This is a genomic window from Streptomyces sp. NPDC046379, assembly GCF_055587785.1.
The window spans coordinates 108,864-133,995 of the sequence record NZ_JBVJFP010000010.1 but is presented as its reverse complement, the minus strand read 5'-3'; the positions used below and the strand labels follow the sequence as shown (position 1 = coordinate 133,995).

Genomic DNA, 25,132 nt, shown 5'->3' with positions numbered 1-25,132 from the left:
GGCGCCCCCGGCGACGTACATGCGCCCTCGGCCACCGCTACGGCCTGCGGGCGATCAGATAGCGGAAGACGTTGGGCATCCACACCGTGCGGTCCGGGCGGCGGTACGGGTGCAGCGCCTCGCGCAGTTCCTTGTCGACCTGTTCCTCGTCGGTCGCGGTGATCGCCGGGTCGAACAGGCCGGTGGACAGCAGTCCGCGTACCGCGCTGTCGAGGTCGGCGTAGCCGAAGGGGCAGGCGACGCGGCCGGAGCCGTCCGGCACCAGGCCGGCCTGCTCGGCGACCTGCTCCAGCTCGTCGCGCCGGGCCGGTCGCGCGCGGTCGCCGCCCGGGAGCGGGTCCGCGAGCCGGCCGGCCGCCCGCAGCACGCCCGAGGTGGCGCACCGCTCCGGCGGCCCCCACCCGGCCAGGACGACGGGCGCCCCGCGTCCGGCGAGCGGTGCCGCGGCGCGGAGCCGCTCGCCCAGCTCCTCCGCGTCGCCCTCGCGGCAGCCGATCGGTTCGAAGGCCGTCACCAGGCCGTACTCGCCGTCCGGCGCGGGGTCGTCGAGGTCGGCGGGCGTGCCGTCGACCAGTCGGGTGACGGCATGCGCGCGTGTGCCGTTCGTTTCCGCTCCGGGAGTCAGCCGCTCCCGGGCGATGGCCAGCCGTTCGGGGGAGCCGGCCTCGACGCCGGTGACGTCGGCGCCGCGGGCGGCCGCCAGCAGCAGCGCCAGTCCGGATCCGCAGTCGAGGCCCAGCACGGTCGTGCCGGCGCCCACTTCCAGTCGCTCGTAGACGGCCTCGTAGAGCGGTACGAGCATCCGCTCCTGGATCTCGGACCAGTCACGCGCGCGTGCAGTCGGGTCCACCCGGGACACGGGTCCCGTGTGGGGCAGGTGCTGCCGCACGAGCGTAGGTGTCATCGAAAGCGCCCCAATCCGCCGAGAGTCTGCAGCTGTCCCCCCTGGCCCCCCGTGACATGCGCTCGCTCTTCCCCCGTATGTCAGGTAACTCCCCGCCCGCGACGGCGTCCAGTGGTCCAAGGAGACTGTTTGCGAGGTGTTCGCGGGAGTGGCGAGAATTCACATTCCGGCAACGTGCGCGGGGCTGGTGCCGGGAGGTGGGGACGGACCCGGTAACGTCGCCGTGGGGATGCGCGCATACTGGGGGACAGCGCGAGCGACCGAAACGACTCTTGCGCCGGCGCGGGCATGACGGCCCCCGGCGCGTGCGCGGGGCATACGCGCCGGGTCGTACGTCGGACTACGTACCAGCTTGGTAGGAGCTGTTCCGCTTCTCCGCAGATCAGCGCACCCGCCCTCGTCAGGACGCATCAGCGGCAACTGACGGGTACGTGCAAATTATTTGGGATGCCCCGGAATAGGAACACAGGGGCACCTCCGCTCGTTGTGATTACGTGAGCACGACACAGACACCACCTGTTCTCGCCGCAGAGCTGGCGCAGGCGTGGGCCGACATCCAGCGGCACCACCCCGAGTTGCCGGACCTTGCCGCGCCGGAGTCCCTGATCGGGGAGTCGTCGTCCGCCTGCGGTCACGAACTCTCCTTCGAACGGCTGTTGCACGAGGCAGTCCACGGCATCGCCGCCGCCCGCGGGATCCGCGACACCTCGCGCGCAGGCCGATACCACAACCGCAGATTCCTCGCGATCGCCGAGGAGCTGGGCCTGGACCACCCCGAGGAGCCGCACCCGAGCAGCGGCTTCTCGCTGGTCACGCTCAACCCCGAGGCGAAGCGGCGCTACCGTCCGACCATCGAGCGCCTGCAGCGCGCGCTGAAGGCCCACATGGCCGCCACGTCCGCGGACACCTCCCGTACCTTCCGGGGACCGGCGGCCCGGCACGGCTCGTCCGGCGGGGGCGTCCGGGTCAAGGCGGTCTGCGACTGCGGGCGCAACGTCCGCGTCGTCCCGTCGGTGCTGGCCCAGGCGCCGATCGTCTGCGGCGGCTGCGGGAAGCCGTTCCGCATCCCGGAGGTCGTGGGCGCGGCCGTCAGGTGAGGTCCCGGCTGCTCGTGGCAGCCGGGCCCTCGGCACCCCCGCGGTTTCGCGGCGCCGGGTGCGGCTGAGCCCTGCCCGCACGCCCGTACCCCCGGGTCGGAAGCGGCCCTTCGGGTGTGGCAGAATGGCCAGCTGTACTCGACAGCCGCACAGGACCCCTCTCTCCTCCGGCTGACGCGTCCATCGGGCACTCGGGTACCGCAACCCCACGCGGCATCTCCGCGCGCCCAACCACGTCAATTCCAGGAGAACCCACTCCCGTGGCAGTCAAGATCAAGCTGAAGCGTCTGGGCAAGATCCGTTCGCCTCACTACCGCATCGTCGTCGCCGACTCCCGTACCCGCCGTGACGGCCGGGCCATCGAGGAGATCGGCAAGTACCACCCGACGTACAACCCGTCGGTGATGGAGGTCGACAGCGAGCGCGTGGCGTACTGGCTCTCTGTCGGCGCCCAGCCGACCGAGCCCGTGCTCGCCATCCTGAAGAAGACCGGCGACTGGCAGAAGTTCAAGGGCGAGCCCGCCCCGGCGCCGCTGCTCGTCGCCGAGCCGAAGGCCACGCGCCCGTCGTTCGAGGCTCTCGGCGGTGACGACGAGGGCAAGGGTGAGGCCATCACCCAGAAGAAGAAGGCGGAGAAGAAGGACGAGGCTCCGGCCGAGTCCGAGTCGGCCGAGGCCTGAGCATGCTCGAGGAGGCTCTCGAGCACCTCGTGAAGGGCATCGTCGACAACCCCGACGATGTGCAGGTCGCCTCGCGCAACCTGCGCCGCGGACGTGTGCTCGAGGTCCGGGTCCACCCGGACGACCTCGGCAAGGTGATCGGCCGCAACGGCCGCACCGCACGCGCTCTGCGCACCGTCGTGGGCGCCATCGGCGGCCGCGGCATCCGGGTCGACCTCGTCGACGTGGACGACGTCCGCTGACGCAAACGCAGCACCGGCTCGGGCCGGGGAGGGCCACTGGGCCGTCCCCGGCCCGCGGTCGTATGACAGGAGATCTGAACAAGTGCAGCTGGTAGTCGCTCGCATCGGCCGCGCCCACGGCATCAAGGGCGAGGTCACCGTCGAGGTACGCACCGACGAGCCGGAGCTGCGGCTCGCCCCCGGCGCCGTCCTGGCCACCGACCCCGCCTCGGTCGGGCCGCTCACCATCGAGACGGGCCGCGTGCACAGCGGCCGGCTCCTGCTGCGCTTCGAAGGCGTGCGCGACCGCACCGCCGCCGAGGCGCTGCGCAACACCCTCCTGATCGCCGAGGTCGATCCCGAGGAACTGCCCGAGGGCGAGGACGAGTACTACGACCACCAGCTGATCGACCTCGACGTGGTGACCGTCGACGGCGTCGAGGTGGGCCGCATCACCGAGATCTCCCACCTGGCCTCGCAGGACCTGTTCGTGGTCGAGCGTCCCGACGGCACCGAGGCGCTGATCCCGTTCGTCCAGGAGATCGTCACCGAGATCGACCTGGAGGAGCAGCGGGCGGTCGTCGATCCGCCGCCGGGACTGATCGACGACCGCGCGGAGATCGCCTCGTCGAGGGACGACGAGGCATGAGACTCGACGTCGTCACGATCTTCCCCGAGTACCTCGAACCGCTGAACGTCTCCCTCGTCGGCAAGGCGCGCGCGCGTGGGCAGCTCGACGTGCACGTGCACGACCTGCGGGAGTGGACGTACGACCGGCACAACACGGTGGACGACACGCCCTACGGCGGCGGCCCCGGCATGGTGATGAAGACCGAGCCCTGGGGCGACGCCCTCGACTCCGTCCTCGCCGACGGCTACGAGACCGGCTCCCGCGCGCCCGCCCTGATCGTGCCCACCCCCAGCGGCCGGCCCTTCACCCAGGAACTCGCCGTCGAACTGGCCGAGAGGCCCTGGCTGATCTTCACGCCGGCCCGCTACGAGGGCATCGACCGGCGGGTCGTCGACGAGTACGCCACCCGGATACCGGTGTACGAGGTCTCCATCGGTGACTACGTGCTGGCCGGCGGCGAGGCGGCCGTCCTGGTCGTCACGGAGGCCGTCGCCCGGCTGCTGCCCGGCGTCCTCGGCAACGCCGAGTCCCACCGCGACGACTCCTTCGCGCCCGGCGCCATGGCCAACCTCCTGGAAGGCCCCGTCTACACCAAGCCGCCCCTGTGGCGCGGCCGGGACATCCCCGACGTCCTGCTCAGCGGCCACCACGGGAAGATCGCCCGCTGGCGGCGCGACGAGGCGCTGCGGCGCACCACCGCCAACCGGCCCGACCTGATCGAGCGCTGCGACCCGAAGGCGTTCGACAAGAAGGACCGCGAGATGCTGTCCATCCTGGGCTGGGAGCCGGACCCGCAGGGGGAACCGTACGGCCGATTTTGGCGCAGGACCGGCGGCGTGGAAGAATAGGCCGCTGTTGTGCGCCCGTCCGGCGTGCGCCCCTGCCACAGGGGGACACGACGCCCGCCCCGATCCGCACACCACCGATCCGAACACCTAGATGCCGTTGATGACCTGTGGCATCAGCGAAGAAAGCAGACGAAATGTCCCACCTGCTCGACACCGTCGACGCCGCGTCGCTGCGCAGCGACGTCCCCGCCTTCCGCCCGGGCGACACGGTCAACGTCCACGTCCGCGTCATCGAGGGCAACCGCTCCCGTGTGCAGCAGTTCAAGGGCGTCGTGATCCGCCGCCAGGGTTCCGGCGTGCGCGAGACCTTCACGGTCCGCAAGGTCTCCTTCTCCGTCGGCGTCGAGCGCACCTTCCCGGTGCACACCCCGATCGTGGAGAAGATCGAGCTCGTCACTCGCGGTGACGTCCGTCGCGCGAAGCTGTACTACCTGCGCGAGCTGCGCGGCAAGGCCGCGAAGATCAAGGAGAAGCGCGACAACTGAGCGCCTCCCGGGGTCCACAGGGGGGCCGGATAACATCTGGCCCCGATGGACACCGAAGCACAGCCGACGGAGCGCGACCGCTCCTCCCGGCCCGACGACACCGAGGAGACCTCGGACACAGCGGGCCGGGAGGACCGGTCGCGTTTCGCGTTGGCGGCCCGGCTCGCCGACCTGCTGCCGGCCGGGCGGCTCACCCTGACCGCGCTGACCGGCCTGCTGTTCCTGCTGCTGCTCAACATGTTCGTCGTGCAGCCGTTCGAGATCCCCAGCGGGTCGATGGAGCGCGGATTGAGGATCGGCGACCGGGTTCTCGTAAATAAGCTGGCGTACCGTTTCGGGGCCGAGCCGCGGCGCGGGGACGTCGTCGTGTTCGACGGCACCGGCTACTTCGGGAACGCCGACTACGTCAAACGCGTCGTGGGGGTGGGGGGAGACCGCGTGGTGTGCTGCGACACGGAGGGGAGGCTTCGGGTGAACGGTCGGTCCGTCGACGAGTCGGCGTTCCTGTACCCCGGTGACAGCGCGTCCGCCGTGCCCTTCGACGTCGTGGTGCCCGACGGGTCGCTGTTCGTCCTCGGCGACCACCGCAGCGCCTCCAGCGACTCCCGCGACCACCTGGGCTCGCCCGGCGGCGGCATGATTCCGGTCACCGGTGTCATCGGCCGCGCGGACTGGATCGCCTGGCCCTTCGGCCGCGTCGGCCGGCTCGACCGTCCCGGCGCCTACGCGCGCGTGCCCGCGGCGGACGGCGGCCATGGGTAACCGCGGCAAGCCGCGCGGCGCGCCCAGCGGTCCCGCGGAGAATCTGCTGCCCACCGGCACCCGCCGCGCCTCCGGCCCGCCCGGGGGGCGCACGCGCGCGGAGCGTCGCAAGCTCCAGCGCAAGGTCAAGCGGCGCCGGCGCCGTTCGGCGATCAAGGAGATACCGCTCCTGGTCGGCGTGGCCGTGCTCATCGCGCTCGTGCTGAAGACGTTCCTCGTCCAGGCCTTCGTGATCCCCTCGGGCTCCATGGAGCAGACGATCCGGATCGGCGACCGGGTCCTGGTCGACAAGCTGACCCCGTGGTTCGGCTCCGAGCCGGAGCGCGGCGACGTCGTCGTCTTCAAGGACCCCGGCGGCTGGCTCAAGGACGAACAGCCCGCCCAGAAGAAGGACGACCCGGTCGTCGTCAAGCAGGTCAAGGAGGGCCTGACCTTCATCGGCCTGCTGCCCTCCGACAACGAGCAGGACCTGATCAAGCGGGTGGTCGGCGTCGGCGGCGACCGGGTGCGGTGCTGCGACGAGCAGGGGCGGGTCACCGTCAACGGCGTCCCCCTGGTCGAGGACTACCTGTACCCGGGCAACGAGCCGTCCGCGACGGAGTTCGACGTCACCGTCCCCCGGGGCCGGCTGTGGGTGATGGGCGACCACCGGGCCAACTCCGCGGACTCCCGCTACCACCAGAAGTCCGACTACGGCGGCACCGTCTCCGTGGACGAGGTGGTGGGCCGGGCCGTCGTGATCGCCTGGCCGTTCGACCACTGGACCACCCTGGAAGAACCGAAAACCTTCGCTTCCCTGTCCGACTCGGCATCCGGGACGACCGCCGCGCCGCAGCCGTCGCATAGGGTTGCCCCCGACGATCCGAACGGAACGATCCGGCTCCCGACCCCTGCGGAACTCCCGCTCGTTATGGGAGTGGTGGGCCTGCGCCGCGTCTGGGGCAGGCAGCGGCACGGAGTAAGGAGTTGGCGTGGGGGATGTGGCGGTAGGCGCACGGTCCGGACACGACGGCGAGGAGCCCCGCGGACGTTCCGTGGAAGCAGCCCCCCAGTCAGTCGAGGACGGCACGGTGACGGACGAACAGAGCGGCCCCGAGGACCACACGCCGGACGGGCCCGACGGCCCTGACGGCGGCGCGTCCGAGGGGAGGACGCAGCGCTCCTTCTGGAAGGAGCTGCCGATCCTGGTCGGCATCGCCCTGGTGCTCGCGCTGCTGATCAAGACGTTTCTGGTGCAGGCGTTCTCGATCCCCTCCGACTCGATGCAGAACGCCCTCCAGAAGGGCGACCGGGTCCTGGTCGACAAACTGACCCCGTGGTTCGGCTCCGAGCCGGAGCGCGGCGAGGTCGTCGTCTTCCACGACCCGGACAACTGGCTCGCGGGCGAGCCCGTGGCCGACCCGAACGCCTTCCAGACCTTCCTGAGCTGGATCGGCCTGATGCCGTCCGCGGAGGAGAAGGACCTGATCAAGCGGGTCATCGGCGTCGGCGGCGACACCGTCGAATGCCGGAACACCGGCCCGCTGAAGGTCAACGGCAAGGCGCTCGACGAGCCCTACGTCTACCCCGGCAACACGCCGTGCAGCAACGACGACCAGGGCGGCCAGTTCAAGGTCGAGGTGCCCGAGGGCTACATCTGGGTGATGGGCGACCACCGCCAGAACTCCCGCGACTCCCGTTACAACCAGGCCGACGCCAACAAGGGCATGGTCCCGGTGGACAAGGTCGTCGGCCGCGCGGTCTTCAAGGCCTGGCCGGTCGACCGCTGGGGCACCCTGCCGGTGCCGCCCACCTTCGACCAGCCGGGTCTGGACGCGGGGGCGTCCTCCGCCGCGGCGGCGCAGGTCGCCGCTCCGAACGCGCTGGCGCTCGCCGCGGTGCTGCCGGTGGCGCTGTGGCGCCGGCGCCGGATCACCGTCCGGCCGACCCGCTGAGCGGGGTCCGGTGCGCGGACGCGCGGGGCTGACCGGCTCCCGTACCGCCGGGTAGGGTGCGGATCCATGGGTGGCGAGAGCACGATACGTACGGCCCCGCGCGGCGGCACAGCGAGCGACGGCCCGGCGGGCGGCCGGCTCGGACAGCGACTGTCCGGGCTGGCGGTCGCGCTGGGCCTGGTGCTGTTCCTCGGCGGTTTCGCCTGGGCGGCCGTCGTCTACCGGCCCTACACCGTGCCCACCAACTCCATGGCGCCGACGATCGACGCGGGCGGCCGGGTGCTGGCGCAGCGCGTCGACGGCGCGGAGGTGCGCCGCGGCGACGTCGTGGTCTTCCGGGACACCGACTGGGGTGACGCGCCGCTGATCAAGCGGGTGGTCGGGGTCGGCGGGGACCGGGTGTCCTGCTGCCGGGACGGCCGGCTCACGGTCGACGGGCGGCAGATCGACGAGCCCTATCTCGACGACGGTCGGGTGACCGGGGCGTACGCCTTCCGCGAGGTGACCGTGCCCGAGGGGCGGCTGTTCCTGCTCGGCGACGAGCGGCACGGCTCGCTGGACTCCACCGCCCACCTCACGGACGCGGCCCGTGGCAGCGTGGCGCGCGACGCGGTCTCCGCGCGGGTGGACGCAGTGGTCTGGCCGATGGAGGGCATGCTGACGCGCCCGACCGGCTTCGAGGCACTCGGCCCCCTGTCCGCCCCGGGGCCGCTGCGCACGATCGGCTACCTGATCGGCGCCGGGGCGGTGCTGGTGCTCGGCGGCGCGGCGTACGGCCCGATCGCCAAGCTGGCCGGCGCGGGCCGCCGAAAGGACCGGACGGAGCCCGCCGGTGCAAGCTGATCCGAGTACGGGCACGCCGTACGACGGGCCGGCCGACGAGGTGCGCAAGGTGGCCCGCGTGGTACTGCTCGACCCCGACGACCGGATCCTGCTCCTGCACGGCCATGAGCCGGACGACCCGGCCGACGACTGGTGGTTCACGCCGGGCGGCGGCCTGGAGGGCGACGAGACCCGTGCACAGGCCGCCCTGCGGGAACTCGCGGAGGAGACGGGAATCACAGAGGTCGAGCTGGGGCCGGTGCTGTGGCGGCGGCGGTGCTCCTTCCCCTTCGCCGGGCGGCGCTGGGACCAGGACGAGTGGTACTACCTGGCCCGTACGGCGCAGACCGCGACCGAGCCGGCCGCGCTCACCGAACTGGAGCGGCGCAGCGTCGTCGGAGCGCGCTGGTGGACCTGTCGGGAACTGGCCGACGCGCGTGAGACGGTGTACCCGACCAGACTCGCCGAGCTGCTGAGCAGGCTGCTCGACGAAGGTCCTCCGGCCAGGCCCGAGATCCTTGACACGGAAATCGCCTAGGGGTCCACGGGACTGGCGCACAATGGGGGGATCGCACGGCTGAAGGGGAACATGCCATGAGCGCCGAGGACCTCGAGAAGTACGAGACCGAGATGGAGCTCAAGCTCTACCGGGAGTACCGCGATGTCGTCGGTCTGTTCAAATACGTGATCGAGACCGAGCGGCGCTTCTATCTGACCAACGACTACGAGATGCAGGTGCACTCGGTCCAGGGTGAGGTGTTCTTCGAGGTGTCCATGGCGGACGCCTGGGTGTGGGACATGTACCGGCCGGCCCGGTTCGTCAAGCAGGTCCGCGTCCTCACGTTCAAGGACGTGAACATCGAGGAGTTGAACAAGAGCGACCTGGAACTGCCCGGCAGCTGATCGTCACCCGAACAGGTGGTGGGGTTGTCCACAACCGGCGGGTAGCCCACCAAGATCCACTCGCCGGGTCCGGATGCGTGACGGTTGGCGCCGGAGGTGGTGCCGACATGAACGCACGAAGTGCGACGGGCAGGTACGGCGAGGATCTGGCGGCGAGGCGACTGGCCGAGGCCGGCATGACGGTGGTGGAGCGCAACTGGCGCTGCGGCAGGACCGGCGAGATCGACATCGTCGCCCGGGACGGCGACGCGCTCGTCGTCTGCGAGGTCAAGACCCGCCGGGGCGGCTCCTTCGAGCACCCCATGGCCGCGATGTCCCCGGAGAAGGCCGCGCGGCTGCGGGACCTCGCCGAGCGCTGGATCCAGTCGCACGGCGGAGCGCCGCCCGGCGGGGTCCGCATCGACCTGGTCGGGGTGGTCCTGCCGGACCGCGGCGCCCCGGTGGTCGAGCACGCGCGGGGGGTGGCGTGATGGGCTTCGCCCGCACCTGTTCGGTCACCCTCGTGGGCGTCGAGGGCGTGGTGGTCGAGGTGCAGGCCGACCTCGAACCGGGAGTCGCGGCGTTCACGCTCGTGGGCCTGCCGGACAAGAGCCTGACGGAGAGCCGGGACCGGGTCCGGGCCGCGGTGGTGAACTCCGGGGCCGAGTGGCCCCAGAAGAAGCTGACGGTGGGACTCAGCCCGGCTTCGGTGCCCAAAGCGGGCAGCGGTTTCGATCTCGCTGTTGCCTGTGCCGTTCTCGGGGCGAGCGAGCGGATCGACCCGCGGGTGCTCGCCGACATCGTGATGATCGGCGAGCTGGGCCTGGACGGCCGGGTGCGGCCGGTGCGGGGCATCCTGCCGGCCGTGCTGGCCGCGGCGGACGCCGGTTACGAGCAGGTCGTCGTGCCGGAGTGCGCGGCGGCCGAGGCGTCGCTGGTTCCCGGGGTGTCCGTGCTGGGGGTGCGCAGCCTGCGCCAGCTGATCGCGGTCCTGGCCGACGAACCGGTGCCCGACGAGGAACCCCTCGACGAGGGACGCCCCGACCCGCTGCTCGCCGGGCTGCGGGTGCCGGGCGCCGGGGCGGCCACCGGCATGCACGGCACGCACGCCGGGCACGACGCCGGACACGACCTGGCCGACGTCGTGGGCCAGATCGCGGCGCGCACGGCGGTGGAGGTCGCCGCCGCGGGCGGTCACCATCTGTTCCTGGAAGGGCCGCCGGGAGCCGGCAAGACGATGCTGGCGGAGCGGCTGCCCGGCATCCTGCCCCGGCTCGGCCGGGAGGAGTCGCTGGAGGTCACGGCCGTGCACTCGGTGGCGGGTCTGCTGCCGCCGGACAAGCCGATGATCGACGCCGCCCCCTACTGCGCCCCGCACCACTCGGCCACCATGCAGTCGCTCGTCGGCGGCGGCCACGGCGTCGCCCGGCCCGGCGCGGTGTCCCTGTCGCACCGCGGGGTGCTCTTTCTGGACGAGGCCCCGGAATTCGGCTCGCAGGCCCTCGACGCGCTGCGGCAGCCGCTGGAGTCGGGGCACGTGGTGATCGCCCGCAGCGCGGGGGTGGTGAGGTTCCCGGCGAAGTTCCTGATGGTCCTCGCGGCCAACCCCTGCCCCTGCGGCCGCTACTCCCTCACCGGCGACCTGTGCGAGTGCCCGCCCTCGGCGGTCCGCCGGTACCAGGCCCGGCTGTCCGGGCCGTTGCTCGACCGGGTCGACCTGCGGGTGGAGGTGGACCGGGTGACACGGGCCGAGCTGGTCGACCGGGGGACGCGCGGCGAGTCCAGCGCGACGGTCGCCGACCGGGTGCGGGCGGCCAGGGAGCGCGCCACGGCGCGGCTCGCGGAGACTCCGTGGCGGACCAACAGCGAAGTGCCCGGCCGGGAGCTGCGCAGCCGGTGGCAGGCTGCGCCGGGCGCCATGGACGAGGCCGAGCGCACGCTGGAGCGGGGGGCGCTGACGGCCCGCGGACTCGACCGGGTCCTGCGCGTCGCCTGGACGATCGCCGACCTGGTCGGCCACTCCCGCCCCGACGCCACGGACGTGGCCCTGGCACTGCAACTGCGCACGGGGGTGCCGCGGGGGGTGCCCATGGCGATCGGGGCGTTGACGTGAGCGGGGGTGAGGCGCGGGGCGCGCGGGCGTGGGACGGCGACCGGTCGGGAGGGGACGTGGCACGCGGCGGCGGGGCCTGGGCTTCCGGGGAGCAGCCTGGTCCCGGGCGGGCCGACTGCGAGCCGCGCACCGGCGGCTGGACCGCCGCTCCCGAGTCCGGCACCCGGTCCGTTCCTGAGTCCGGCACGCGGTCCGTTCCTGAGTCCGGCACCCGGTCCGTTCCTGAGTCCGGCACCGGGCCCGCTCCCGAGTCCGGCACCCGGTCCGCCCCTGGGGCCGGCACCGAGCCCGCCCCTGGGTCCGGCGCGGATGCGCCTCGTCCCGAGCTGCTCGCCCGGGTCTTCCTCACCCGGGTCCTGGAGCCCGGGGACGAGGCGGGCGGACGGTGGGTGCGGGAGTTGGGGGCCGGTGAGGTGGTGCGGCGACTGCGGGACGGGGGCAGGCCGCTGCCCGGGGTGAGCGCCAGGCGGTGGGCCGGGATACGGGCGCGGGCCGCGCGGGCCGAGCCGGAACGGGACCTCGCGGTCGCGCGGGCGTCGGGGGTGCGGTTCGTGTGCCCGGGTGCGGCCGAGTGGCCCGGGCAGCTCGACGACCTGGGGGACGCCCGGCCGCTCGGGCTGTGGGTGCGCGGGCCGGCCGGCCTGCGCATGTGGGCGCTCCGATCCGTCGCCCTCGTCGGCGCGCGGGCGTGCACCGAGTACGGGTCGCACATGGCGGTCACCCTCGCCGCGGGGCTGGCCGAGCGCGGCTGGGTGGTCGTCTCCGGCGGAGCCTACGGCGTCGACGGGGCCGCCCATCGGGGCGCCCTCGGCGCGGGCGGCGCCACCGTCGCCGTACTCGCCTGCGGCGTCGACCGGCCCTATCCGCGCGGACACGCCCAGCTGATCGGCCGGATCGCGGAACAGGGCCTGGTGGTCGGGGAGTTGCCGCCCGGCGAGCATCCGACACCCAGCCGGTTCGTGCTGCGCAACCGGGTCATCGCCGCGCTGACCCGGGGCACCGTGGTGGTGGAGGCCGCCCACCGCAGCGGATCCCTGGTCACCGCGCGGGCGGCGCAGCGGCTGGGGCGGCACACCATGGGCGTGCCGGGGCCCGCCACCAGCGCGCTGTCCGCCGGTGTGCACGAGCTGCTGCGCGGTGGCGCCGAGCTGGTCACCGACGCCGCCGAGGTCGTAGAACTCGTCGGGGAAGTGGGCGAGCTGGCCCCGGAGCGGCGCGGCCCGGTGCTGCCGCGCGACCTGCTGGAGCCGGCCGCCCGCCGGGTTCTCGCCGCGCTGCCGGGCTCCTCGGCGGCCGGGCCGGCCGAGATCGCGCGGGTCGCGCTGACCACACAGGACGACGCCATCGCGAGACTGTACGAACTCAGAGCGCTTGGTTACGTCGAACGACACGGCGATGACTGGAAGTTGACACGCCAGGCGGTGACGTCCGTTCGAGAGGGCCGCGCCGCCCGCTGACCCAGCGTGTTCGGCCGTCCGGGGGAACCGCCGCGGTCCTGCCGGAAGCCCTTGTGGAATCGCGGAGTTGACGCCTTCCGGCGATGACGCACAGCGACCGCGGTGACCCGGTGGTGCGGCCGGTCGAACGCATCCCGGTACCGGCGTCCGGCCGTTCTTCGCACACCGCGACTCTTCAGTCACGCTACGCTCACGAGGATCTCGGACGAACCAACAGAATCAGCACCGGCGCAAGCAGCAGAGCCGGCAGGACCAACGGACAGAACCACCAGACGGCGAACCGACGGCAAGGACCGACAGGTCACCCAGGCAGCACCCTCACGGCAGAACGGCACAAGGCGACGAATGCCCCAGCACACCTCCGGGTCCGACCGGGCGGCGATCCCCCCAGCCGCCCGCGACGGTGGCAGCGTGCGGCCGCCCGCTCCCTCGACGCTCGACGAGCTGTGGCGGTCGTACAAGGCGACGGGGGACGAGCGGCTGCGGGAGCAGCTGATCCTGCACTACTCGCCGCTCGTGAAGTATGTGGCGGGACGGGTGAGCGTCGGCCTGCCGCCCAACGTCGAGCAGGCCGATTTCGTCTCCTCCGGCGTGTTCGGGCTGATCGACGCGATCGAGAAGTTCGACATCGACCGGGAGATCAAGTTCGAGACGTACGCGATCACCCGGATCCGGGGCGCGATGATCGACGAGCTGCGCGCGCTGGACTGGATCCCGAGGTCGGTGCGGCAGAAGGCGCGGAACGTGGAGCGGGCGTACGCGACCTTGGAGGCCCGGCTGCGGCGTACTCCGAGCGAGAGCGAGGTGGCCGCCGAGCTGGACATCGCGGTGGAGGAACTGCACGCGGTTTTCAGCCAGTTGTCGCTGGCGAACGTCGTGGCCCTGGAGGAGCTGCTGCACGTCGGCGGCGAGGGCGGCGACCGGCTGAGCCTGATGGACACGCTCGAGGACACCACGGCGGACAACCCGGTGGAGGTGGCCGAGGACCGGGAGCTGCGGCGGTTTCTGGCACGGGCGATCAACACGCTGCCGGAGCGGGAGAAGACCGTGGTCACGCTGTACTACTACGAGGGCCTGACGCTCGCCGAGATCGGCAATGTGCTCGGCGTCACCGAGAGCAGGGTCAGCCAGATCCACACCAAGTCGGTGCTCCAGCTGCGCGCGAAGCTGGCCGGCTTCGGCCGGTGATCCGCGTCCGCCCGTACCGGTCCAAAGCGGTGCGCGTCACTCCCGCTCGCCGGAGTGGCTCCGTACAGTGGACGTCGTGCCAAGGATTCGAGCGGCCTCCGTGGCCGAGCACCGGTCGATGCAACGAGCCGCCCTGCTGGACGCGGCTCGCTCCCTGCTGTCCGAGGGCGGTACGGAGGCGCTGACCTTCCCGGCCCTCGCCGAGCGCACGGGACTGGCGCGGTCGTCCGTGTACGAGTACTTCCGCTCGCGGGCGGCCGTGGTCGAGGAACTGTGCGCCGTCGACTTCCCGGTCTGGGCGGCCGAGGTCGAGGCCGCGATGGCTGCGGCCGACGAGGCCGAGGGCAAGGTCGAGGCCTATGTCCGCAAGCAGCTGGAACTGGTCGGCGACCGCCGGCACCGGGCCGTCGTCGCGATCTCCGCGAGCGAGCTGGACGCCGGCGCCCGTGAGAAGATCCGTGCCGCGCACGGGGGCCTGGTGGCGATGATCGGCGCCGCGCTGGCAGACCTGGGCCATACCGAGCCGCGACTCGCGGCGATGCTGCTCCAGGGCGTCGTGGACGCGGCGGTGCGCCGTATCGAGCTGGGCGCGGCGGAGGATCCGGGGGCCATCACCGAGGCCGCGGTGGCCATGGCCCTGCGGGGCGTGCGGGGCTGACCGGCCCCTGCGCCGGGCCGAGGGGCTCACGGCCCCTGCGCCGGGCCGAGGGGCTCACGGCCCCTGCGCCGGGCCGAGGGGCTCGCGGTCGCTGCCCCGGGCCACGGGTCTCACGGCCCCTGCGCCGGTCCGCGGGTCGGCCGGGCAGCGGCACCCCCAGTACCGGCAGCAGTCTCGACGGCCCCCGGCGCAGCAGCCACGGCGGCAGCAGGGACAGCGGGTCCAGATAGGCCTCCCCGCGCCGCAGGCCCCAGTGGACGCAGGGCGTCGTGCAGTGGGAGCCGGTCGCCTCGACCGTGCCGATCATCTGGCCGGGAATCACCTCGTCGCCCTTGACCACGGTCACCCGTACGGGTTCGAACGTGGTGCGCAGCGCGGGCGTACCCGTGCCTGTCAGGGTCACGGCGACCACGCCCTTTCCGGCCACCCGGCCCGCGAAGGTCACCCGCCCCGCCGCGACCGCACGGACGGGCGCCCCCGCAGGCGCCGCGAGGTCGACCCCGCGGTGACCGCGGGCGTACGGCGTCGGCGGCGGCTCCCAGCCCCGGGACACCACGGGACGCACCCCCACCGGCCAGTTCCGGCCGACCGCAGGCACAGGCGGCGGCGGTGGGCTCGGCGTCCGCGGCGCCGATACGGCCGGGGCCCGGGGCGGTGCGGAAGCAACCCGCGGGGCCGGGGCCGCCCCGGCCGGGAGGATCGCGACAGCGGTCAGCAGCGCGAGGACGAGGAACGGCAACAGCCCCGCCGCACCCCTCGTCGCCCATCGGTACGCAGGTACGGAACACATGACGGCCACCGTCCCGCACCCCGGGCGAGCAGGGCCGCAGCCTGTGGACCGCCCGCAGGTTGTGGACAGCCGCGTCACCCGGCGGTGCGACGGTCCCGTACACTTCTCGTGGCGACCCGGGCCACCGGGTCGACTTCGCACGCCCCGGTACCTCCCCGGTATCAGCGCCCCTCGGTCCTTCGCGGCAACGGCGCACAGCGGGCGTCAGGCGCGGCAGCCGTCCGGCAGCCGCGGCACAACCGAGAAATTCAAGGAGATACGGCCATGGCCGTCGTCACGATGCGGGAGCTGCTGGAGAGCGGCGTCCACTTCGGTCACCAGACCCGTCGCTGGAACCCGAAGATGAAGCGCTTCATCTTCACCGAGCGCAACGGCATCTACATCATCGACCTGCTCCAGTCGCTGTCGTACATCGACCGCGCCTACGAGTTCGTCAAGGAGACCGTCGCCCACGGCGGCACGGTCATGTTCGTCGGCACGAAGAAGCAGGCGCAGGAGGCCATCGCCGAGCAGGCCACCCGCGTCGGCATGCCCTACGTCAACCAGCGCTGGCTGGGCGGCATGCTCACCAACTTCTCCACCGTCTACAAGCGTCTGCAGCGCCTCAAGGAGCTCGAGCAGATCGACTTCGAGGACGTGGCCGCCTCCGGCCTCACCAAGAAGGAGCTGCTGGTCCTCTCGCGCGAGAAGGCCAAGCTGGAGAAGACCCTCGGCGGTATCCGCGAGATGCAGAAGGTGCCCAGCGCCGTCTGGATCGTGGACACCAAGAAGGAGCACATCGCGGTCGGCGAGGCCCGGAAGCTCAACATCCCGGTCGTCGCCATCCTCGACACCAACTGCGACCCCGACGAGGTCGACTACAAGATCCCGGGCAACGACGACGCGATCCGCTCCGTCACCCTGCTCACCCGCGTGATCGCCGACGCGGTGGCCGAGGGCCTCATCGCCCGCTCCGGTGTCGCCACCGAGGGCAAGGGCGAGAAGGCCGCCGGCGAGCCGCTGGCCGAGTGGGAGCGCGACCTGCTCGAGGGCGAGAAGAAGGCCGACGGCGAGGACAGCGCCGAGAAGCCGGCCGAGGCCCCCGCTGCCGAGGCCCCCGCTGCCGAGGCCGCCGCCGAGGAGGCCCCCGCCGCCGAGGCTCCGGCCGCCGAGGCTCCGGCCGCCGAGGGCGAGCAGGCCTGACCGCCGACGTCAGCGTTGACGGCGGGGGCGGTGACATGAACTCCGCCCCCGCCGTTCACCCGTAGGTCAGCATCGAGTCGCGGATCTGCATCTACATGTGGATCGCAGACCGTGCAGATCTCCGATCCTCCAGACTTCGAGAAAGACTCACAGACTCATGGCGAACTACACCGCCGCCGACGTCAAGAAGCTCCGCGAGCTCACCGGCGCCGGCATGATGGACTGCAAGAAGGCGCTGGACGAGGCCGAGGGCAACGTCGAGAAGGCCGTCGAGGCGCTCCGTATCAAGGGCCAGAAGGGCGTCGCCAAGCGCGAGGGCCGCTCCGCCGAGAACGGCGCCGTGGTCTCCATCATCGCCGGCGACAACTCCTCCGGCGTCCTGGTCGAGCTGAAGTGCGAGACGGACTTCGTCGCCAAGGGCGACAAGTTCCAGGCCGTCGCCAAGACCATCGCCGAGCACGTCGCCAAGACTTCCCCGGCCGACATCGAGGCGCTGCTCGCCTCCGAGATCGAGCCCGGCAAGACGGTCCAGGCGTACGTGGACGAGGCCAACGCCAACCTCGGCGAGAAGATCGTCCTGGACCGCTTCGCGCAGTTCGCGGACGGCTTCGTGACCGCGTACATGCACCGCACCATGCCCGACCTGCCCCCGCAGATCGGTGTCCTGGTCGAGCTGGACAAGCCGAACGCCGAGGTCGCCAAGGGCGTCGCGCAGCACATCGCCGCCTTCGCGCCGAAGTACCTCTCCAAGGAGGACGTGCCGGCCGACGTCGTCGAGTCGGAGCGCCGCATCGCCGAGGAGACCACCCGCGCCGAGGGCAAGCCCGAGGCCGCGATCGCCAAGATCGTCGAGGGTCGCCTGAACGGCTTCTTCAAGGACGCCACGCTGCTCGGTCAGCCGTACGCCCTCGACAACAAGAAGTCGGTCCAGAAGGTCCTGGATGAGGCCGGTGTCACCCTGAAGCGCTTCTCGCGCATCAAGGTCGGCATCTGAGTCCGAACCGCGAGCGACTCGCGGACCCGGGCGGAACGCCGTGAGGAATACCGCTAGGGTCGACCGCAGTCGTCCGTGCCGTGCGCGCCGGCGCCCGGCGGGTCACGGACGACAGCAGATCTGACGAGGAGGCCATTGCCGCGTAGGGGATGTGAACCCACCACCGGCAATGGCCTTCTTCGTATGTGCACCACGTATGAAGAGGCGAGAACCCCATGACGACGCAGGCCCAGAAGAGCGACGACGGCAAAGTACCCGGCCGGTTTCTGCTGAAGCTGTCCGGTGAGGCCTTCTCCGGCGGCGGGGGCCTGGGCGTCGACCCGGACGTGGTGCACGCCATCGCCCGCGAGATCGCGGCCGTCGTCCGCGACGGCGCGCAGATCGCCATCGTCATCGGCGGCGGCAACTTCTTCCGCGGCGCCGAACTCCAGGTCCGCGGCATGGACCGGGCCCGCTCCGACTACATGGGCATGCTCGGCACCGTGATGAACTGCCTCGCCCTCCAGGACTTCCTGGAGAAGGAGGGCATCCAGTGCCGGGTGCAGACCGCCATCACCATGGGGCAGGTCGCCGAGCCGTACATTCCGCTGCGCGCCGTACGGCACCTGGAGAAGGGCCGCGTGGTGATCTTCGGCGCCGGTATGGGCATGCCGTACTTCTCCACCGACACCACCGCCGCCCAGCGCGCCCTGGAGATCGACGCCGAGGCGTTGCTGATGGGCAAGAACGGCGTCGACGGTGTCTACGACTCCGACCCCAAGACCAACCCGGACGCGGTCCGGTTCGACTCCCTCGGCTACGGCGACGTCATCACCCGGGACCTCAAGGTCGCCGACGCCACCGCCGTCACGCTGTGCCGCGACAACAAGCTGCCCATCGTGGTCTTCGAGCTGCTGAAGGAGGGCAATATCGCCCGCGCCGTCAAGGGTGAGAAGATCGGCACGCTCGTGGGTGACCAGGGCAGCCGGGACTGACCGGTGAACCACGCTGCCCGGCCGGGGGATGGACAATGTCCCGCCGGTCGGGAAACGTGCAGGAAGAAGACGCGACGCAGCCGGCCGCCGACCGCAGCCACGGAACCGCAGCCGGGCCTACTCAAGACACGCAGGAGCAAGTGGTGATCGAAGAGACCCTCCTCGAGGCCGAGGAGAAGATGGAGAAGGCCGTCGTGGTCGCCAAGGAGGACTTCGCCGCGATCCGCACCGGCCGTGCGCACCCGGCGATGTTCAACAAGATCGTGGCCGACTACTACGGCGCGCCGACGCCGATCAACCAGCTGGCTTCGTTCTCCGTGCCGGAGCCGCGCATGGCCGTCGTGACCCCGTTCGACAAGAGCGCGCTGCGCAACATCGAGCAGGCGATCCGCGACTCCGACCTGGGCGTCAACCCGAGCAACGACGGCAACATCATCCGCGTGGTGTTCCCCGAGCTGACCGAGGAGCGCCGCCGCGAGTACATCAAGGTCGCCAAGGGCAAGGGCGAGGACGCCAAGGTGTCCATCCGCTCGGTGCGCCGCAAGGCCAAGGACGCCATCGACAAGCTGGTCAAGGACGGCGAGGTCGGCGAGGACGAGGGCCGCCGTGCGGAGAAGGAGCTCGACGACACCACCGCGAAGTACGTCGCCCAGGTGGACGAGCTGCTCAAGCACAAGGAAGCGGAGCTTCTCGAGGTCTGATGAACGACTCTTCCTGGGGGGCGCCGCCGCACGCTGGGTACTGGGGGCCGTCCGACCGGGGGCCCCTCCAGGGGGTCGCCCCGGCGGGTCCCGCCTACGATGCGCTCGCCGCGCAGCAGACTCGCCCCATGCCCATCGTGCCCGACGTGTCCGCCCACGGCGGAGACCAGGATGACGAGAGGGGGGCCGCTCGGCCGGGCGGCCCCTCCTTCCGCGACCAGAGCCGGCCGGCGCCGCACCACGGCGCGGCCCCGCAGAATCCGGAGCCCATGCCCGACGCCCCGCAGCCGGCCCCCGCACCGCAGAAGAAGAGCGCGGGACGGGACCTGGGCGCGGCGATAGGGGTCGGCGTCGGACTCGGCGCGGTGATCGTCGTGTCGCTGTTCGTCGTCAAGGCCGTGTTCGTGGGCGTGATCGCGGTCGCCGCGGCCGTCGGGCTGTGGGAGCTGACCAAGCGGCTCGAGGAGCGCAAGCAGATCCACGTGCCGCTCGTGCCGCTCGCGGTGGGCGGCGCGGCGATGGTCGTCGCCGGTTATGCGCGGGGCGCCGAGGGCGCGTGGGTGGCCATGGCGCTCACGGCGCTGGCGGTGCTCGTGTGGCGGATGACCGCACCGCCGGAGAACTATCTCAGGGACGTGACGGCGGGCGTCTTCGCCGCGTTCTACGTCCCGTTCCTGGCGACGTTCGTCTCGATGATGCTCGCCGCGGACGACGGCCCGCGCCGGGTGCTGACGTTCCTGCTGCTGACGGTGGTCAGCGACACCGGGGCGTACGCGGTGGGCTGGCGGTTCGGCCGGCGCAAGCTGGCGCCGCGCATCAGCCCCGGCAAGACCCGCGAGGGGCTGCTCGGCGCGGTGGCGTTCGCCATGGCGGCGGGCGCGCTGTGCATGCAGTTCCTGGTGGACGACGGCGCCTGGTGGCAGGGCCTGCTCCTGGGCCTCGCGGTCGCCGCCAGCGCCACACTGGGCGACCTCGGCGAGTCCATGATCAAGCGGGACCTCGGCATCAAGGACATGGGTACCCTGCTGCCCGGGCACGGCGGCATCATGGACCGGCTGGACTCGCTGCTGCCGACGGCGCCGGTGGTGTGGCTGCTGCTGGTGCTGTTCGTGGGCAGCGGCTGACCGACGGCAGTGGGCGAGGGCCCGTCGTCCTTCGGGGCGGGGGGCCCTCGCCGCGTTCACGGGTTCCGGCTGGTACCTGCACGAGTGACTGCAGGCGTTCACAGGGGGAGAGCGACGATGAGCAGACGGACGAGACCCTGCCGCGCGTGCGGCGTCCCGGTCCGGCAGCCGCGGATACGGATCCGCAGGAGCCGCTACAAGTACTGCAAGGACCACCGTGAGGGCTGGTTCTCCGCGATCACGGATCTGCTGGGCGATCTCTAGCGCGGCGGGCGGGCGTCCGGGTCGGCGTTTTCGATCTGCGACACTGGTAGGACCATGCCCAAGCCCGGAGAACTGGCGTTTAGTCAGAGGTTCGGTCGTCTGGCCAGCGCATTTTTGGCTGCGCAGTGGGCCTGAGCAGTGTCGGGCCGTCATTGGGCCGTCGGACCGTCGGATGGTGGATGGCAACACGTCTGAGAGCCCTCCACATCCGGCGCGGAGGGCTCTCAGGGGCGGCGGAGAATATTTGGGGCTAACCCCGGCGACGACGGCGACGCACCGTCAGCCAGTAGCAGGCCATTGGCAACAACGCCGCGAGGATGAGAAGAGCGACCTGGGCATGCCACGGCATTCCCGGACCGATCAACTCCAGCGTCTTGGCCATCGCAAGGGGACCGATCACGCTTCCGCCGATGCCGACGACAAGTTCCGCCGTCTTCAACATCCGGTCGGTTTCCTTCTCAGGCACGGAGGCCGTCAGAGAAGGGCCGTTCGGCACCGTCGTGATCTTGACATAAGCGGCTCCGGTCGGTTCCTCACCCCCGCTCGGTGTCGCGTTGCCGCCGTTGTTCGGGTTGGACGGGTGCATGTTTTACCTCCATGCACCGTCCCCTCCAGGTCCTTCCTAGATGGGGACGGGTTGCAGCCATCGCATGGCAGACCCCCTTTCATTCCGTCACGTCACGTATTCAGCAATGCGCCGGACGTCGCGTCCGGCTGTCGCGTTCTAGCTCTTCCGATTGGTTTGGCGGGAAGGGCTACCGAGCAGCAGCTGCGAGTGGCCTGGATGCATGACGTTTCACGTTGAACTTCCTTTCCTGTTGGTTGGGTTGGCGCCACCCGAGACCCTTAGGCCCGGCCTCGGGAGGTGAGTCCACCGTAGCACGCTGACGCATTCTTGGTGAAAAAATGCACCTAGCTCTTGCGTCATCGGTGCATAAGGGTCCATGATGGATGCGGATCGGTGCGCCGTAGCGTGCAGAGCGGGTGCACATTCGCGCGCATCGTTAAGATCGATTACTACGGATCAAGACGGAGACCAAGGAAGGTATAGATATGCCGCGACCGACCCAGACCGCTCGCCCCGCTGCGAATGAGCGCTATTCGGTCACCCTCGTGCCGCCGGCAGTGGAAGCCATCGAGCAGCTCACTGCAGCCACAGGGCTAACCAAGACAGACGTGATCAATCGAGCGGTGCAGATTTATGCGTTCATTGAAGAACGCATGCGTGAAGGCAGTGACGTGTTGCTTCGCAATCGAGATGGCGAGACCGAGCGTGTCCACATCGTCTAGCCGTTTCGTCCAGCCCTGCGACGACGTGAACCCAGCTCAGGTACAGGGAAGGGGCGGCAACCTCGATATGGTTGCCGCCCCTTCCGTGCACTAGTCGGTGGACCGTCAGGGCTCCTGAGCCATGCCGAAGACATCGTCCAAAGCCCGGCGTGCGCGCTCGGTGCTGCTGGGCATCAGGTGGGCGTACACCCGCAGCGTCATCGCCGGATCGGCGTGGCCCAGGTACTCGCTCACGGCCTTGATGCTCTCGCCCGCGTCCAGGAGGACCGAGGCGTAGAAGTGGCGAAGGGCGTGCATCCCGTGCTGCCGAGCTGAGGCGTACGGCTTGCCGGGTTCCGGCGTCGGGATGAGGCCGGCCGCGGCGAGGGCGCGCTTCCACTCGTGAACGTTGAAGTTGCTCCGCCAGACGATCCCGCCGATCGTGTTCGTGAAGATCAGGCGCCGTTCGGTGAGCGGGCCGTCCGGCCTGCCCCATGGCAGCTTGATGGCCACGGGCGGGTGACGATCCATGTGCTGGCGCAGGGCCGAGGCGACCGAGGACGGCAGCGGCACGTCACGCTCCTTGTTGCCCTTGGGCGGAGCGAAGACCGCTATGCCCCGGATCAGCTTGACCTGAGTGGTGACCCGCAGGGTGTCGCTGTCGAGCAGCAAGGCGTGTTCGGCCAGGCCGATGATCTCGCCCTGTCGGAGGCCGCAGCCGCTGCCCACGTCGACCATGGCTCGGTAACGCTCGGGTAGGGCCTCGCGGACTGCGAGCACTTGGGAGGGGAGCCACGGCACGACCCGGGCGGTCGAGACGGCCGGTGGGCGGACAGATGCCGCCGAGCATGGGTTCCGGGCGAGGTGGCCGTCGTCCACGGCGGCCGACAGCACCGCACGGACGTTGGCGTAGATGTTGCGGGCGTAGGTGCCGCCTATCGAGTCGTTCTCCAGGTCGCGCACGAACTCGCGGATGTGGACCGGGCGGAAGGACCCGAGCGGACGCGGCCCGATGCGGGGGAAGGCGTGCAGGCGGAGCCGGGTTTCCACTCCGATACGGGTGTTCAGGTCGGTCGTCTGTCCGGCGATCCAGCGTTCGGCGTACTGCTGGAAGGTGATCCGGGCGGCCTTGGGGTCGACGTACTGGCCACGGGACATGTCGGCAGCCGTCTCGGCCAGCCACTCTTCCGCCCGGCGCTTCTGGCGGTCGGGGAAGGACCGGCTCTTTTCGGTGCCGTCCGGCCCGACGTACCGGGCCCGGTAGCGGAGGCCGCTGCCGTAGCGATCCGTCTTCACCTTCACCGGCTTGCCGTCCGGGCCTGTCTCGGTCTTGTACCAGCGATCCTGCACGTGCCCAGGCATCAGGCGGCCACCTCGGTCAGACCGTCGACCCACTGGCGAAGCCGTGCGGGGTCGTAGCGAAGATGCCGGCCGACGCGGAAGGCCGGAGGGCCAGTGCGCTTCCGCCGCCACTGGTACAGCGTCTCGACCGGAACGCCGAGCAGCTCGGCGACGTCAGCCGGGGTCAAGTACCGCTCAGGAAGGGTGCGGACGGTCATGCGGCGACTCCTTCCAGAGCCAGGTCTTGCAGGGCTTCACGGGCGGTTTGGCGGTTGAGTTGGAGGTCGCGGGCGATGGTGGCGGCGAGGACGGATTCGCCGGGGGTGTGGCCATGACCCGCGTACTGCCAGTCGGCGAGGACCAGGACGGTGTCCGGCTCCTGGTCGTCGAGGCCGAGGGCGGCGTGCTCCTGGGCGGCGCGGTAGTCGGCGCGAGCCTGGCGCAGGGCGCCGAGGGTGGTCGAGTAGCGGCGGGACTTCGAGGAGAAGTGGCCGCGGAAGCCGAGCATGTGAGCCCAGGCCCACAGGCGCCGGTCCGGGTACAGCGGGTCGAGTAGCTTGCACGCCTCGATGAGCCGTCGGGTGTGGTCCGGGACGCCGTGGCGGTCGAGTTCGGACAGTTCACCGATGCGGCGGTCGAGGGTGCCCGTGTTCTCGGCGGCCTTGGTGGCGTACTTGGCGACGTAGGAGGCGACGGCCTGTTCCGTGATGTCGGAGCCGTGCCCGAAGGCCTTGATCGGCCGGACATCGAGCTGTCGGCCCCAGCGGAAGGTCCGGGCCGGTTGGTCGGCGACGGCCGGGACGGAGACCGAGGTGTAGGAGTGCGCGGCAGCGGCCCGGATCGCGTCGGAGAGGAGATCGACCGTGGCCCAGGTCGGCGGCGGGGAGCCAGGGCCGTCCGGTCCGTCGAGGCGGATCACGGCATGGAAGTGCAGCGCACCCCGCTTCTGGAACTCCGCGACCTTGCCGTACGACAGCCGGGCAGACTCCTTCAACTCCCGCTGAGAGAGGCCGGCGCGGGCGGCGACTTCCCGACGGAGCCGGTTGGTGAAGCGTTGCCAGAGCTGTCCGGCGTGGTTGTTGAACAGCACCGTGCCTGCGTAGTCGTACGTCTCCGGGTCAAGGGCCGTGCCGAGAGCGGGATCGTCGGGGGTGTGGCGGGTGCCGCAGCGGCAGACGCCCCGGTCCGGGCGGTTGTGCACGCGGCCGAACGAGGGTGCGGTGAGGGTGGCGAAGACGCGGGGATGGTCGCGGACGGTGGCAGGGATGTCGCGGCGGTCGTCCCCGGCGAGCCCGGCGCGTATGAGGTGGTAGGTGTCGCCCGCGTACGTCCAGGCGCAGGACGGGCAGCGGGAGGCCCGGCGGTTGCCGCAGGCGAGGCGGAGCCGCCCGCCCGGTTCGCCCTCGGTGGAGTAGTGGTGCAGGGTCTCGCCGGTCGTCTTGTCCTTGTGCAGGACCCAGCCGGTCAGGTGGATGGGGTCGGCACAGCCGCCGGTGCGGCGGATCTGCTCGTGCCAGCGGTGGTAGTCAGAGGCCGAAGCCACCCTCAGCAGGTCGCCGAGGGTGGCACGGTCGAGCAGCTGCTCAGACACGGGCGCCCTCCCGGTCGGGGCGGGTGCGGGTGACGCCGAGGCCGTTGCAGGCCGGGCAGTGGGCGGTGATGGTGCGCAGGTGGCCACGGTGGTCGCGGCCGCCGAGGGTGACGGCGACGGAGGCGAAGCCGTCGCAGGCCGGGCAGATCCTAGGCGGGGGCGAGCTGTGGTGGGCCATGATGGTGGTTCCTTTCGATTGCGGTTGGAAGGAACGGCCCCG

The 25,132-nt window shown here is 71.3% G+C and carries 30 protein-coding genes and 1 pseudogene; 24 read left to right on the top strand and 7 right to left on the bottom strand.

The features are described from left to right. Positions 1–37: 37 nt before the first annotated feature. The gene (locus tag ACZ6KF_RS19085; protein ID WP_356630062.1) at positions 38–904 is read right to left on the bottom strand and encodes a class I SAM-dependent methyltransferase; all 867 of its coding nucleotides are present in this window, start codon (positions 902–904) and stop codon (positions 38–40) included. A gap of 494 nt (positions 905–1,398) precedes the next feature. On the opposite strand from ACZ6KF_RS19085, the gene ACZ6KF_RS19080 reads away from it, so the two are divergent. The 17 genes from ACZ6KF_RS19080 to ACZ6KF_RS19000 all read left to right on the top strand — a co-directional run bounded on the left by ACZ6KF_RS19080 (position 1,399) and on the right by ACZ6KF_RS19000 (position 14,682). Then, positions 1,399–2,001, top strand: a complete 603-nt coding sequence (locus tag ACZ6KF_RS19080) for a hypothetical protein (RefSeq protein ID WP_356630060.1) — start codon at positions 1,399–1,401, stop codon at positions 1,999–2,001. Between the two features lie 260 nt (positions 2,002–2,261). Continuing rightward, entirely contained in the window at positions 2,262–2,681 is a 420-nt protein-coding gene (rpsP, locus tag ACZ6KF_RS19075; protein WP_356630058.1) for a 30S ribosomal protein S16, read from the top strand. Positions 2,682–2,683: 2 nt separating this feature from the next. Next, positions 2,684–2,923 carry an RNA-binding protein gene (locus tag ACZ6KF_RS19070; RefSeq protein ID WP_190063066.1) on the top strand — a complete coding sequence of 80 codons (240 nt, stop codon included), beginning with the start codon at positions 2,684–2,686 and terminating at the stop codon, positions 2,921–2,923. An 82-nt stretch (positions 2,924–3,005) separates the two neighbouring features. Continuing rightward, positions 3,006–3,551, top strand: coding sequence for a ribosome maturation factor RimM (gene rimM, locus ACZ6KF_RS19065; RefSeq protein WP_356630056.1), 546 nt, complete (start codon positions 3,006–3,008; stop codon positions 3,549–3,551). Further along, on the top strand, positions 3,548–4,381 hold the full coding sequence (gene trmD, locus ACZ6KF_RS19060; RefSeq protein WP_469177186.1) for a tRNA (guanosine(37)-N1)-methyltransferase TrmD: 834 nt from the start codon (positions 3,548–3,550) through the stop codon (positions 4,379–4,381). The genes rimM and trmD overlap by 4 nt, the downstream gene beginning before the upstream one ends. A 134-nt stretch (positions 4,382–4,515) precedes the next feature. Then, a complete protein-coding gene (gene rplS, locus ACZ6KF_RS19055; RefSeq protein ID WP_143636014.1) occupies positions 4,516–4,866 on the top strand; it encodes a 50S ribosomal protein L19 in 351 nt (116 codons plus the stop codon). 45 nt (positions 4,867–4,911) lie between these two features. Beyond that, positions 4,912–5,628 (top strand): signal peptidase I, encoded by a 717-nt coding sequence (lepB, locus tag ACZ6KF_RS19050; protein WP_469239323.1) that lies wholly within the window; start codon positions 4,912–4,914, stop codon positions 5,626–5,628. Further along, positions 5,621–6,757 (top strand): signal peptidase I, encoded by a 1,137-nt coding sequence (gene lepB / locus ACZ6KF_RS19045; protein ID WP_356630049.1) that lies wholly within the window; start codon positions 5,621–5,623, stop codon positions 6,755–6,757. The genes lepB (ACZ6KF_RS19050) and lepB (ACZ6KF_RS19045) overlap by 8 nt, the downstream gene beginning before the upstream one ends. Beyond that, positions 6,699–7,562 (top strand): signal peptidase I, encoded by an 864-nt coding sequence (gene lepB, locus ACZ6KF_RS19040; protein WP_469177188.1) that lies wholly within the window; start codon positions 6,699–6,701, stop codon positions 7,560–7,562. Before lepB (ACZ6KF_RS19045) ends, lepB (ACZ6KF_RS19040) begins: the two co-directional genes overlap by 59 nt. Before the next feature lie 66 nt (positions 7,563–7,628). Further along, on the top strand, positions 7,629–8,405 hold the full coding sequence (lepB, locus tag ACZ6KF_RS19035; protein WP_356630045.1) for a signal peptidase I: 777 nt from the start codon (positions 7,629–7,631) through the stop codon (positions 8,403–8,405). Beyond that, a complete protein-coding gene (locus tag ACZ6KF_RS19030) occupies positions 8,395–8,922 on the top strand; it encodes an NUDIX hydrolase (protein WP_356630043.1) in 528 nt (175 codons plus the stop codon). Before lepB (ACZ6KF_RS19035) ends, ACZ6KF_RS19030 begins: the two co-directional genes overlap by 11 nt. Before the next feature lie 56 nt (positions 8,923–8,978). Continuing rightward, positions 8,979–9,287 carry a DUF2469 domain-containing protein gene (locus ACZ6KF_RS19025; protein ID WP_005311352.1) on the top strand — a complete coding sequence of 103 codons (309 nt, stop codon included), beginning with the start codon at positions 8,979–8,981 and terminating at the stop codon, positions 9,285–9,287. A gap of 107 nt (positions 9,288–9,394) precedes the next feature. Beyond that, on the top strand, positions 9,395–9,757 hold the full coding sequence (locus tag ACZ6KF_RS19020) for a YraN family protein (RefSeq protein ID WP_356630041.1): 363 nt from the start codon (positions 9,395–9,397) through the stop codon (positions 9,755–9,757). Further along, positions 9,757–11,379 carry a YifB family Mg chelatase-like AAA ATPase gene (locus ACZ6KF_RS19015; RefSeq protein WP_469239320.1) on the top strand — a complete coding sequence of 541 codons (1,623 nt, stop codon included), beginning with the start codon at positions 9,757–9,759 and terminating at the stop codon, positions 11,377–11,379. Before ACZ6KF_RS19020 ends, ACZ6KF_RS19015 begins: the two co-directional genes overlap by 1 nt. Positions 11,380–11,705: 326 nt before the next feature. Further along, a complete protein-coding gene (dprA, locus tag ACZ6KF_RS19010; RefSeq protein WP_469239418.1) occupies positions 11,706–12,836 on the top strand; it encodes a DNA-processing protein DprA in 1,131 nt (376 codons plus the stop codon). 345 nt (positions 12,837–13,181) lie between these two features. Continuing rightward, positions 13,182–14,024 (top strand): RNA polymerase sigma factor WhiG, encoded by an 843-nt coding sequence (gene whiG, locus ACZ6KF_RS19005; protein WP_356630037.1) that lies wholly within the window; start codon positions 13,182–13,184, stop codon positions 14,022–14,024. Between the two features lie 100 nt (positions 14,025–14,124). Continuing rightward, entirely contained in the window at positions 14,125–14,682 is a 558-nt protein-coding gene (locus ACZ6KF_RS19000) for a TetR/AcrR family transcriptional regulator (protein WP_469159065.1), read from the top strand. 142 nt (positions 14,683–14,824) lie between these two features. Here the strand turns inward: ACZ6KF_RS19000 and ACZ6KF_RS18995 are convergent. Then, positions 14,825–15,472: pseudogene (locus ACZ6KF_RS18995) on the bottom strand (M23 family metallopeptidase); the annotation flags it as partial. 264 nt (positions 15,473–15,736) lie between these two features. Here ACZ6KF_RS18995 and rpsB point away from each other — a divergent pair. From rpsB to ACZ6KF_RS18965, 6 genes are all read left to right on the top strand, one after another. Further along, on the top strand, positions 15,737–16,654 hold the full coding sequence (rpsB, locus tag ACZ6KF_RS18990; protein WP_356630033.1) for a 30S ribosomal protein S2: 918 nt from the start codon (positions 15,737–15,739) through the stop codon (positions 16,652–16,654). A gap of 157 nt (positions 16,655–16,811) precedes the next feature. Continuing rightward, positions 16,812–17,648 (top strand): translation elongation factor Ts, encoded by an 837-nt coding sequence (tsf, locus tag ACZ6KF_RS18985; RefSeq protein ID WP_469239318.1) that lies wholly within the window; start codon positions 16,812–16,814, stop codon positions 17,646–17,648. Between the two features lie 215 nt (positions 17,649–17,863). Further along, complete coding sequence (gene pyrH, locus ACZ6KF_RS18980) at positions 17,864–18,622, top strand: UMP kinase (protein ID WP_356630029.1); 759 nt, start codon at positions 17,864–17,866, stop codon at positions 18,620–18,622. Positions 18,623–18,765: 143 nt separating this feature from the next. Next, on the top strand, positions 18,766–19,323 hold the full coding sequence (gene frr / locus ACZ6KF_RS18975; protein ID WP_044388432.1) for a ribosome recycling factor: 558 nt from the start codon (positions 18,766–18,768) through the stop codon (positions 19,321–19,323). Beyond that, positions 19,323–20,447, top strand: coding sequence for a phosphatidate cytidylyltransferase (locus ACZ6KF_RS18970; protein ID WP_356630026.1), 1,125 nt, complete (start codon positions 19,323–19,325; stop codon positions 20,445–20,447). Before frr ends, ACZ6KF_RS18970 begins: the two co-directional genes overlap by 1 nt. Positions 20,448–20,564: 117 nt before the next feature. Next, on the top strand, positions 20,565–20,711 hold the full coding sequence (locus ACZ6KF_RS18965) for a hypothetical protein (RefSeq protein ID WP_356630024.1): 147 nt from the start codon (positions 20,565–20,567) through the stop codon (positions 20,709–20,711). Positions 20,712–20,961: 250 nt separating this feature from the next. Here the strand turns inward: ACZ6KF_RS18965 and ACZ6KF_RS18960 are convergent, their stop codons facing one another. Next, on the bottom strand, positions 20,962–21,297 hold the full coding sequence (locus ACZ6KF_RS18960) for a hypothetical protein (protein WP_469239316.1): 336 nt from the start codon (positions 21,295–21,297) through the stop codon (positions 20,962–20,964). A gap of 467 nt (positions 21,298–21,764) precedes the next feature. Here ACZ6KF_RS18960 and ACZ6KF_RS18955 point away from each other — a divergent pair, with 467 nt between their 5' ends. Further along, complete coding sequence (locus ACZ6KF_RS18955; RefSeq protein WP_469239314.1) at positions 21,765–22,001, top strand: hypothetical protein; 237 nt, start codon at positions 21,765–21,767, stop codon at positions 21,999–22,001. 105 nt (positions 22,002–22,106) lie between these two features. Here the strand turns inward: ACZ6KF_RS18955 and ACZ6KF_RS18950 are convergent, their stop codons facing one another. Genes ACZ6KF_RS18950 through ACZ6KF_RS18935 form a run of 4 tightly spaced genes read right to left on the bottom strand, consistent with a single transcriptional unit; the run spans position 22,107 to position 25,090 of the window. Further along, entirely contained in the window at positions 22,107–23,342 is a 1,236-nt protein-coding gene (locus ACZ6KF_RS18950; protein ID WP_469239313.1) for a tyrosine-type recombinase/integrase, read from the bottom strand. Continuing rightward, positions 23,342–23,539, bottom strand: a complete 198-nt coding sequence (locus ACZ6KF_RS18945) for a helix-turn-helix transcriptional regulator (protein WP_161368203.1) — start codon at positions 23,537–23,539, stop codon at positions 23,342–23,344. Before ACZ6KF_RS18945 ends, ACZ6KF_RS18950 begins: the two co-directional genes overlap by 1 nt. Next, on the bottom strand, positions 23,536–24,912 hold the full coding sequence (gene repSA / locus ACZ6KF_RS18940) for a replication initiator protein RepSA (RefSeq protein ID WP_469239310.1): 1,377 nt from the start codon (positions 24,910–24,912) through the stop codon (positions 23,536–23,538). Before repSA ends, ACZ6KF_RS18945 begins: the two co-directional genes overlap by 4 nt. Continuing rightward, positions 24,905–25,090: a hypothetical protein gene (locus ACZ6KF_RS18935; RefSeq protein WP_469239308.1), complete on the bottom strand. Its 186-nt coding sequence runs from the start codon at positions 25,088–25,090 to the stop codon at positions 24,905–24,907. The genes repSA and ACZ6KF_RS18935 overlap by 8 nt, the downstream gene beginning before the upstream one ends. Between the last annotated feature and the right edge of the window lie 42 nt (positions 25,091–25,132).

What these genes read in the sequence shown, in the direction of transcription:
- ACZ6KF_RS19085 (WP_356630062.1), bottom strand. Translation starts at nt 904, where the DNA reads ATGACACCTACGCTCGTGCGGCAGCACCTGCCCCACACGGGACCCGTG.
- ACZ6KF_RS19070 (WP_190063066.1), top strand. Translation starts at nt 2,684, where the DNA reads ATGCTCGAGGAGGCTCTCGAGCACCTCGTGAAGGGCATCGTCGACAAC.
- trmD (WP_469177186.1), top strand. Translation starts at nt 3,548, where the DNA reads ATGAGACTCGACGTCGTCACGATCTTCCCCGAGTACCTCGAACCGCTG.
- rplS (WP_143636014.1), top strand. Translation starts at nt 4,516, where the DNA reads ATGTCCCACCTGCTCGACACCGTCGACGCCGCGTCGCTGCGCAGCGAC.
- lepB (WP_469239323.1), top strand. Translation starts at nt 4,912, where the DNA reads ATGGACACCGAAGCACAGCCGACGGAGCGCGACCGCTCCTCCCGGCCC.
- lepB (WP_356630049.1), top strand. Translation starts at nt 5,621, where the DNA reads ATGGGTAACCGCGGCAAGCCGCGCGGCGCGCCCAGCGGTCCCGCGGAG.
- lepB (WP_356630045.1), top strand. Translation starts at nt 7,629, where the DNA reads ATGGGTGGCGAGAGCACGATACGTACGGCCCCGCGCGGCGGCACAGCG.
- ACZ6KF_RS19025 (WP_005311352.1), top strand. Translation starts at nt 8,979, where the DNA reads ATGAGCGCCGAGGACCTCGAGAAGTACGAGACCGAGATGGAGCTCAAG.
- ACZ6KF_RS19020 (WP_356630041.1), top strand. Translation starts at nt 9,395, where the DNA reads ATGAACGCACGAAGTGCGACGGGCAGGTACGGCGAGGATCTGGCGGCG.
- ACZ6KF_RS19015 (WP_469239320.1), top strand. Translation starts at nt 9,757, where the DNA reads ATGGGCTTCGCCCGCACCTGTTCGGTCACCCTCGTGGGCGTCGAGGGC.
- whiG (WP_356630037.1), top strand. Translation starts at nt 13,182, where the DNA reads ATGCCCCAGCACACCTCCGGGTCCGACCGGGCGGCGATCCCCCCAGCC.
- rpsB (WP_356630033.1), top strand. Translation starts at nt 15,737, where the DNA reads ATGGCCGTCGTCACGATGCGGGAGCTGCTGGAGAGCGGCGTCCACTTC.
- tsf (WP_469239318.1), top strand. Translation starts at nt 16,812, where the DNA reads ATGGCGAACTACACCGCCGCCGACGTCAAGAAGCTCCGCGAGCTCACC.
- pyrH (WP_356630029.1), top strand. Translation starts at nt 17,864, where the DNA reads ATGACGACGCAGGCCCAGAAGAGCGACGACGGCAAAGTACCCGGCCGG.
- ACZ6KF_RS18970 (WP_356630026.1), top strand. Translation starts at nt 19,323, where the DNA reads ATGAACGACTCTTCCTGGGGGGCGCCGCCGCACGCTGGGTACTGGGGG.
- ACZ6KF_RS18965 (WP_356630024.1), top strand. Translation starts at nt 20,565, where the DNA reads ATGAGCAGACGGACGAGACCCTGCCGCGCGTGCGGCGTCCCGGTCCGG.
- ACZ6KF_RS18960 (WP_469239316.1), bottom strand. Translation starts at nt 21,297, where the DNA reads ATGCACCCGTCCAACCCGAACAACGGCGGCAACGCGACACCGAGCGGG.
- ACZ6KF_RS18955 (WP_469239314.1), top strand. Translation starts at nt 21,765, where the DNA reads ATGCCGCGACCGACCCAGACCGCTCGCCCCGCTGCGAATGAGCGCTAT.
- ACZ6KF_RS18950 (WP_469239313.1), bottom strand. Translation starts at nt 23,342, where the DNA reads ATGCCTGGGCACGTGCAGGATCGCTGGTACAAGACCGAGACAGGCCCG.
- ACZ6KF_RS18945 (WP_161368203.1), bottom strand. Translation starts at nt 23,539, where the DNA reads ATGACCGTCCGCACCCTTCCTGAGCGGTACTTGACCCCGGCTGACGTC.
- ACZ6KF_RS18935 (WP_469239308.1), bottom strand. Translation starts at nt 25,090, where the DNA reads ATGGCCCACCACAGCTCGCCCCCGCCTAGGATCTGCCCGGCCTGCGAC.